At 63.7% G+C, this 8,572-nt stretch carries 4 protein-coding genes; 1 reads left to right on the top strand and 3 read right to left on the bottom strand.

The genetic code is table 11. From position 1 onward, the window contains the following. Window positions 1–116: 116 nt before the first annotated feature. Together MFF55_RS06075 and MFF55_RS06080 are read right to left on the bottom strand one after the other, a co-directional pair. Entirely contained in the window at window positions 117–1,793 is a 1,677-nt protein-coding gene (locus MFF55_RS06075) for a hypothetical protein (protein WP_238243189.1), read from the bottom strand. After that, window positions 1,765–3,786, bottom strand: coding sequence for a polysaccharide deacetylase family protein (locus MFF55_RS06080; protein WP_238243190.1), 2,022 nt, complete (start codon window positions 3,784–3,786; stop codon window positions 1,765–1,767). Before MFF55_RS06080 ends, MFF55_RS06075 begins: the two co-directional genes overlap by 29 nt. A gap of 465 nt (window positions 3,787–4,251) precedes the next feature. Between MFF55_RS06080 and MFF55_RS06085 the strand changes: the two genes are divergently transcribed. Beyond that, the gene (locus tag MFF55_RS06085; protein WP_238243191.1) at window positions 4,252–5,682 is read left to right on the top strand and encodes an 8'-apo-carotenoid 13,14-cleaving dioxygenase; all 1,431 of its coding nucleotides are present in this window, start codon (window positions 4,252–4,254) and stop codon (window positions 5,680–5,682) included. An 842-nt stretch (window positions 5,683–6,524) separates the two neighbouring features. Here the strand turns inward: MFF55_RS06085 and MFF55_RS06090 are convergent. Beyond that, window positions 6,525–7,448: a hypothetical protein gene (locus MFF55_RS06090; RefSeq protein WP_238243192.1), complete on the bottom strand. Its 924-nt coding sequence runs from the start codon at window positions 7,446–7,448 to the stop codon at window positions 6,525–6,527. Window positions 7,449–8,572: the final 1,124 nt, after the last annotated feature.

The following is an 8,572-nucleotide window of genomic DNA, read 5'->3' on the forward strand; positions in this document are numbered from 1 at the left end:
TCCGTTGCGGAAGGTTTCGCGGATTGCCGTTAACCACCGGTGAAATGCGCCCCTCGTTCCAGGACCGAATCCGCACATTGTCGTGCGCGACGAGGACCCGCGCAGGGCAGGCCGGTTCAGTCGATGAGGCCGTGGAACGCCAGGCCCCCGAAGCTCTGCCAGGCGGACAGACCCGCGGCGAGTTCGACGGCCGTCGCCTCGACGCGGGCATGGTCCCCGAGGAAGCTGACGCGCGCGCCGGCAAAGACGCTCTCGCGTTCGAGGGCGTAGACGCGGGCATCGCCTGCCGCGGCGCGCGGCTGGTGCAGCAGGACGAGGAGGGCGTCGCCCTCCGCCTGCGGCACGATCCAGAGGGGGCCCGAGGCGGCGCGGGCGTAGAGGCGGGTGGTCTCGTCGCCCAAGGGACCGGCCTCCAGCGCGACTTGAACGGGAAGCGAGGCGGCCGCACCCCAGGCGAGCAGGGGCTCGGCCGCCCGCATCACCTCGGCCGCGTTCGTGCGGTAGGCCATCACCGTCAGGCGCGCGGCCGCCCGGGCGATCGCCGGCATGACGAGGTGCGCGGAAGGGTTGTCCGCGAGCCAGAACGGCAGGACGAGGTCGAGGGGGAAGGGGGGCTTGGCCGCCGTGAGCGCGTCGAGCGTCTCGGCCCAGCCACGGAAGACCGCTTCGGGCTCTGCGGCGAAGGCCGGAAGGAGATAGGGCTCGATGTCGTATTGCAAACCGTCGAGGCGCGCCTCCGGAGCGGCGGCGTGCTGGTAGGCGGACAGCGCGGCGAGCCGGGCCAGCGCCACGGCGCGGCCGTTGGCGAGCGCCATGCCCGGATCACCCTCGACGGCGACGACCGCGATGCCGGCCCGGTGCGCGGCCGCGACGAAAGCCGCGAGTCCCGCCGCCTCCGTCACGTGGTCCTCGGCGACCTCGACGGTCACGAACAGGCGCTCCAGCCGGTGCGCACGGGCCTCGTCGAGGAGAAGCTGCGGCCCGTCGCGCCAGCGCGAGGGCCGCCACGCCCAGGCCGAGCGCGCGGGCGGCGGCGCGACCGCCCGGCCGACGAGCCGCAGATCGTTCAGGGTGATCGTTCCGGCGACCTCCGGGCAGGTCACCACGAACAACGGGGCGGCGCGCAGGGCAGCTTCGCCCGGCACGTCGGTCGCGGTGAAATCGCCAGCGATGCGCGTGCCGGACTCGGCCGAACCCCCGCGGGCAACGATCGCCGCCGCGAAGCCCACGTCGCCCGCGGCTGCCCAGTGCAGGCGCAGGTCCGCTACGTCCGGCATGCGCCGCTCGCCGGGATCGAGGATCAGGCCCGAGGGCCGCGTCCCCGCGCGGCAGGCCAGGGTGACCGCCTCGTCGGTTCGGGTCAGGACCGCGCGCTCCTCCGTGCCGAAGGTCCTGGCGGCGAGCTGCGGGATGAGGCCGAGACCCGGCATCAGCGGCGCCGGACGGCCGGGCGGGCCGGGGGCGGGCTCGAACCGGGCGCTCGCCGGGGCGAAGGTCGCGCCCGTTCCGGTGCCGCCCACCACGATCCGGTCGCGAGTGACGGGCTCCGATCGGTCCAAGCGCGTCGTCCAGCGCACGCTCTCCAGCGGAACGGGCAGGGCGACGGGGCGGCAGCCGGGGGCCATCCGCCCCGTCTCGACGAGGGTGAGACCCCCGTCGGCTGCCGTGCAGGCGAGGACGGAGCGGAAGACGGGCCGCGCCTCCGCGAGGGCCGGCCCCATCAGGAGCGCCAGGACGCCGGGGAGGAGCGCCCTGCGCCCGGCCTCAACGAAGCGCGGCCGGGGCACGGGCATCCCTGTCGACGCTACCCCTGAGGGCAGGAAAGCCGGTCTCGGCTGGGGTCGTCGGCGCAACCGCGGCGCCTTCCAGGCTCGCGACCGGCTGGGCCGGGCGGCCGGCCCTGTCGAGGCGAAAGCGGAGCGTCGCGCTGCCCTCCAGCCGCCCGATCACGACGAGGCGCCCGGCCTGACGGATCTGCGGGCCGGCGCCCTCCAGGCTCCAGCCAGCCGGGATCTCGAGGGCGAGGCGATCGACCGGCCCCGGCGCGGCAAGCGTCAGGACGGTGCCCTCAGGGCCGCGCTCGGCGTCGAGGGAGACGCCGTCGCGCGCCGCCCACCAGCCGCCGAAATCCTCCAGCGCCCCGAACCAGGCCTCGCCCTTGAGCTCGTCGATGAGAGTGCGGGCGAAGTCGAGCTTGTGGCTGAGGATATTGGGGTGGATCAGCACCGTGAAGAGCCCCCCGTCGCGCCCGATCTTGCGGGCGAGCGCCAGGGACGGCTTGATGCGCAGGCCCATGAGCGGCAGCAATTCGTCCTCGACGGTGATCGGGAACTCAAAGGTGTTCGTCTCGGCCTTCGCGCCCCGCCCGTAGGTGTGGCGGTGGGGCAGGTGCGAGAGGGCGTTGCCGGCCGTGACGGTCGAGCTGAAGCGGTAGCCCGTCGCCTCCATGGCTTGGGCGAGGCTCGGCGGGTTGGCGAGGTGGCCGGGGCGAAAGCTGACCACCTTCGCGCCCGGCACCAGGGTCTCGATCAGGAACTTGCTCACCCGCAACTCGCCGAGCACGGTGCCGTCCCGGGCCTCGTCCCAGCCGAGCACGACCGGCCGGTAATCGGGGTAGCGCTCACGGCCCGTCCCGATCTCGAACCGGCGCATGGCACGCGCATGTGCCACCGTGTGGCTGCCGAGCTCCATCCCGAGCGCCTTGAGGCGGTGCAGGTGCTGGACCGTGCCGGCGTTCAGCATGATCTCGTCGTTGTGGTCGCGCATGTACTTGGTCTGGATCAGGAAGGTGCCGCGCACCCCCTTCTCCTTCAGGAGTTCGGCGTAGGTCTCGGCATTGGGCAGCGAGCGCGTGAAATCCACGTCGAAGGTCATCACGACGGCGAGCGACTTGCCCTCCGGCACGCGGCCGAGCGTCACGGCGAGCGGCTCGCTCTCGCGCCAGATCTGGCGGATCAGGCGCAGGACGACGTCGTTCTGAGGCGCGAAAGCGTTGACGTAGGCGCGCTCGAGGTCCTGGCCGCGGGCGTTCTGGCCGAGCAGGAGCAGGAAACCGGGATCGAAGCCGAGCGCGTAGGCCGCCCCGCCCTCGGGGAGGCGCCGCCGGGTGATCGCGGCCGAGCCGTCGCCGAAGGAGGCGAGCGCCTCCGAGGCGCCGAGATAGCCCTGCGTGCCGAGCTGCGCCTCGGCGCTCTTGGCCGCGTCGCCGAAGCGCACGCTCTGCTCCTCCGGCTCAGTCAGCCCGAGCCAGGCGTGGGCCGTCTCCGAGAAGGTCAGCGCGAAGCGCCCCCGCGAGCCTACGGTCTCGCGGAAGCCGAACAGCGCGTTAAGCCCGCCGCCCAGCACGTTCGCCGCGATCAGGGTGCCGCCCGATCGAGGCAGGGCGGCGAGCGCCCGGAGCTCGTCGGGCTTCAGGACGCGGCCGGAGATGTAGGGATAGACCAGCACGGTGCGGTGCTTGACGGCCTCCTCGGCGCTGCGCGTGATCCGGAACGGCACGCCGAGGCTCTTCAGCCCGTGCGCCAGCCCGAGCCAGCCCGAATCCTCGTCGGTGAGGAGGATCGCGAGGCGCGCGCCGCCGCCAGCCGAGAATTGCCGCCAGTTCGCGGGCGTCTCCGGCGCGACGATGCTCGGTGCCTCCGGCCCGTTCAGACCGTCGAAGATGAAGATGCGGGTGTGGAAATGGATGTAGGCGGCAGCGAGCGGCACGACGAAGAACAGCCCAAGGAGGCAGACGCCCAGGATCTTTCCTCGGCCGGGTGGGCGCTTGGCAGGCACCGCGTTCATTGAGGACCTCAGTAAAACAAGTCTGATTCCACAATCAGTTTGGATCGTGACCAAACGCTTACCGCGCCAAAACGAGCGGAGATGGATGACGCGGTCTTTCGAAGGTGCACCCACCGAGGCGTCAATCTTCATCAGAACGGTCTCCGGCGACCAGATGGCGCGACGAACGTCCGCTTTCGATGTCATGAGAAGCGAGTATTCGGCAGATCGAGGCGGAGGCGGAACGTCGACTTTGGGACCAAAGATCAAAGTCCGCTTTCCACCCTAAGCGAGGTTCGCGATGTCCGCTTCTGGTCTGCGCTCGCTTTGTCCACGCCAGCCCCGACACCCCGGGCAACCCCATCGCATTCTCTACCCGCCTGCAGCACGAAGGTCGTAGACGCGCTCTCACCTTATCCCACCCTATCGCCAGATAGGACCGGTTGGCACGATGGTCCCGCCAAGCACATCCGGAGAGCACATCCCATGTCCAACCTTGTCCGATCGGCCATTCGCGCCGTGGCAGAGGGCGGCGTCGGTCTGATGGCGGCCTGCAATCGGTGGCGACTGCCCAGGACCCCGAGTCCGTTCGTGGTCGGCGTCCATGCGCCGATGCGCGAGGAGCTGACGCTGTGCGATCTCACCGTCACCGGGTTGATCCCGGCGGGCCTCGACGGCCGGTATCTTAAGATGGGGGCCAACCCCGTCCGTCCGGCGTCACGGGCCCACGAATGGTTCCTCGGCGACGGCATGGTGCATGGTCTCGCCATCAGCAAGGGCCGCGCCCAGTGGTATCGCAACCGCTGGATCGGTTCTCGTGTCGCCGCCGCGGCTTTAGGCCGGCCCGCGGCACCCGGACCGCGTCGAGGTCGCAACGACACCGTCAACACGAACGTGGTCAATATCGGCGGCCACGCCTTTGCCGTGGTGGAGGCCGGCAGCTTCCCCGTCGAGCTGTCCGAGACCTTGGACGCGCAGCGCTACAACCCGTTCGACGGCACGCTGGCCGGGTCCTTCTCCGGTCACCCACATCGCGACCCGCTCACCGGCGAGACGCACGCGATCGCATATGACGGAAGCATTTGGGACAGCATCCGACACGTCGTAATCTCGCCCGCCGGCCGCGTCGTGCGCGACGTGGCGATCCCGGTCGAGCACGGACCCTGCATCCACGACTGCGCGCTCACGGCGCGCTTCGCGATCGTGCTGGACCTGCCCCTTACGTTTTCGATGCGGGCCTTGCTCGCCGGCTATCGTCTACCGTTCCGCTGGAACCCATCCCACCACGCCCGCCTGGGCCTGCTCCCTCGGCGCGGCAGTGCATCCGACATCGTGTGGTGCGATGTGGAGCCGTGCTACGTGTTCCACGTCGCCAACGCCTTCGACGACGCGGACGGCCGAGTGATCCTCGACGTGATCGCTTACCCGACAATGTTCGCCTCGGCCGACGGTGGCTTCGATGCACCGGGCCAATTCGAGCGCTGGACCGCGGACCTGTCGACGAAGCGGGTCGACCGGCGCTTGATCGACTCGACGCCGCAGGAGTTCCCCCGCATCGACGAGCGCCGTTTCGGGCAGCGCCATCAGTACGCCTACACGGTCTCGGTCCCTCCCGATGGCGATCCGCAGCTCACGGGCGCGACGCAACTCTACAAGCATGATCTTGAGACGGGAGAGCGCCGCGTGCACGAATTCGGCGCCGGTCATGTCCCCGGTGAGTTCGTGTTTGTGCCCACCGCTGTCGTCGCAGGCGAGGACGAGGGATGGCTCATGGGTCTAGTCATCGACACGGCGAACGAGACGACGGACTTTACCATCCTCGACGCGCGAACATTTGAGAATCTACCGGTCGCAACGGTCCGGCTGCCTCACCGGATCCCGCCGGGCTTCCATGGGAACTGGTTCCCGGCGTGCTGAGCCGAGATAGCCGTGAGTCATGGCAACGGGGCTGATTGTGAGTGAGCTGGAATGCTGATGAGTCCTCAATCCGAGTGCTAACATACCGCCGCGGAACAGGAATTACTTGTTAGCCTTCGAACCATGTGCGCCTCATCGACTGTGAGCCACTGCTCAAACCCAAGCACATCTGGGCGAGTCGTACCCGTCTACAACACGAGGGCTGCATCGGCGACCTCGCGCTGTTCAACACCGCCATCGACAGCAAGCTAAGCGCTGTGATCTCGTCGATTGCGCGTGGACAACGTCCACCGAGGTGACGGCATCCGTATGCTCACCAGAGTCGTTCAGCGGAGAACCGGTCGGCTTGTCCCCTTCGAGCTGATCGAAACGACCCATAAGACGCTTACGGCTTGGCTAAGCTGCTTGAGCTTCGTGCAATGACAGGTATGTGGCTAAATATTCCCGAGCTGTCGTCCTCGCACCCGGGCTCGGGCTGTTTCCGAGCTATAACGGCTCGATGACAGCCCAGTGCGCACTCAAGAATTTGACCCTCCCGCCGTCATCGCTGCATGGCGCCAAATACGGCACCAGATCACGAAACCGCAGTTCCGATATTGCTTTAGTTCGGTACAGAATTTAGATGAATCGCTTCGTGTAGTTAAGTTGCGCATTATCTAGCTGTTTAGGATCCGATAGGTGCACTAAGTTCACAGAACTTATCTGTTTACAACAATGAGCTTGCACGTCAAAGTTCTGTTTGGAGGTGCTTTCGTTCCGGTGCGTGCACTGAGGCCTTAATCAGTGATCAAACGATCAAGACGGTAGTACCGACTGCGCGCTGGGTATACCGCTGATGCTAACTATGATGGATCATCAATGGCTTTGTCAGAAAATATCTCCAAATACACTACATTACCTGGTTGATCGCGGAAAATACGGTAAGACGCTCCGGGACAGGCAGCTTGCGCCAGGGCTCGCATCTCGCCCTCGTTCCTGTAAATCAAACACCAATCCATGAAACCTGCCATGAAGCCCCGTCCATGACTGTCACGCGTAAAGTTTCCGATTGAAAGAACGCCGCCCGGCAAAAGGCGAGCAAACATTGCTTTGACGAGACTTACCGCTGACAGTTCGGTGAGATAATCAAACAAACCAGCAGAGTATATCACGTGAAAATTACCAATTGTCGAGTTACGTTTGATCAACGATGAAAAACCTCTCGGTATACCGACAATCTTATATTCATTATATGTTTGTATCGCCTGTTGTATTGATGTTTTATCCTGATCCAAGGCGGTAAATTCGACCTTTGTGCTCTCAGTCAAATCGCGTAGTGTATCGAGCTCGCGCATATGACCGCTAGCGACAGAAAGGATGCGCGGAGCCTCCGTTGGCCGCATCCGGCTGAAAATAAGGCTTGCAAGATAATCTCGACGCCAAAGTACGCTCTTGGCATTAGGGAGCGTCGTTGTTGCCCTATGAACAGAGCCAGCGACGCCATCAAACAATTTGGGATCAGGGCGGTAGATGAAGTCAAGCATGACCGCATCACCAGCATAACCGCGCGGTTTTTCGGCAGCCCTGCGGGAGTAGGGGTCCATCATAAAGTATTCACAAAGCGGATGCTTTCTGCAGGACGCCTGGAATTCAGCTAATCTTCCTGTAAGAGATGCCTCGTCGAAAGAAGTCGCCAGCTCCTTTGCCAACCAGTCAATAGTTTCTGATACTTGAGTTGCATCAAATCTCAGTTGAGCTTCCGCAAGGATGCTATCGAGACGGTTCATTAAAAGCCTCGTTTAAAAGTTAACAATTGCTTAACACCTCCTTTCTTCTGCTTCTAGTTGTTGAGATTGAACTATCCCCGTTATCAACGGTGCGACGTTGTTACTCGTGTGATAACAACGTATTTACAGCTCTAGGGAGTTGACAGTAATGGTCATCTCGAAGTCGCATGAAATATGGCAGTATTCTGCATTAAAATTGATATAGCTGGTCAAATTCTTATTCATAAGAAGATTTGTAATTGTATAAATTGAGATCGATGTTCGACCGTGGCTATTATTATAATGAATTGCGCAAAGTATCGTAAGTAATCCGCTGACATGACGTCTGGGTTCTGCTAAGTCCAACCGCAATCAGGCCGCACTGAGTGATAGGAAGCTTCAACCGGGAAGGTACATGGTTGAGATCGTACAACCTATCGATTGTTGCTGCCCGGTAACCGCCGGCTGTAGTGACCGGTCCGCATGAAGCCTAACGTTCACGGCAGGATGAAACTGTCTGCCGAATACTGAACGCGAACCGACCTCGTTTAAGGTCCCGACCCGAAAACAGGTTTGTCGAAGCGAGCTGTTGAGATCGGCGTTCTTGGGGCAGGCCGTCTATAAGTCGGTGCCAACTCTGACTTACGGATGCAGAGTTCGGTCATATCTGCCTTTTTGCGCACCGATCTGCACGGCAGTGCGCGTTTCACTGACCAGCGGGTGATCAACGGCATCGTACGCGTGTTCAAGTCGGATAACTTATGGAGGTGTGCCTGACATCAACCACGAGCGGAAATCGCTCTATGGTCGGTCCAACAGCCGAGCCACCAAGAGTGACTAGGTTAAGAGATCCCGGCGCTTGCTCTGGCGCACGGCTTACCCGCTCCGCTGCTGAATGACTCCTTGGTCAGCAAGGTTTGCCGGTCGTTCCGTCGTAAGGGAGTGTGTAAAAAAAGGACGGTCAGTCGCTTGACAATGTTCCAAACTCTGGCCGCGCACTGTCGCAACAACTGTCTCCCTCTGCGACGGACGGCAGACAATCGGTTGTGAGCGGTCACGGACTGCACGACAGCCACTTAAAATCATCTGCTTCCACAATCCACTCGAAAGCGTGCCGACGCGGACTAGGTGTTTGATCCCGCGGT

Origin of the sequence: Methylobacterium iners (assembly GCF_022179305.1) — a bacterium.
In the GTDB taxonomy this organism is placed as follows: domain Bacteria; phylum Pseudomonadota; class Alphaproteobacteria; order Rhizobiales; family Beijerinckiaceae; genus Methylobacterium; species Methylobacterium iners.

Excerpts from the sequence above, each read along its gene's own strand:
- MFF55_RS06075 (WP_238243189.1), bottom strand. The coding sequence starts at position 1,793 with ATGCCCGTGCCCCGGCCGCGCTTCGTTGAGGCCGGGCGCAGGGCGCTC.
- MFF55_RS06090 (WP_238243192.1), bottom strand. The coding sequence starts at position 7,448 with ATGAACCGTCTCGATAGCATCCTTGCGGAAGCTCAACTGAGATTTGAT.
- MFF55_RS06085 (WP_238243191.1), top strand. The coding sequence starts at position 4,252 with ATGTCCAACCTTGTCCGATCGGCCATTCGCGCCGTGGCAGAGGGCGGC.
- MFF55_RS06080 (WP_238243190.1), bottom strand. The coding sequence starts at position 3,786 with ATGAACGCGGTGCCTGCCAAGCGCCCACCCGGCCGAGGAAAGATCCTG.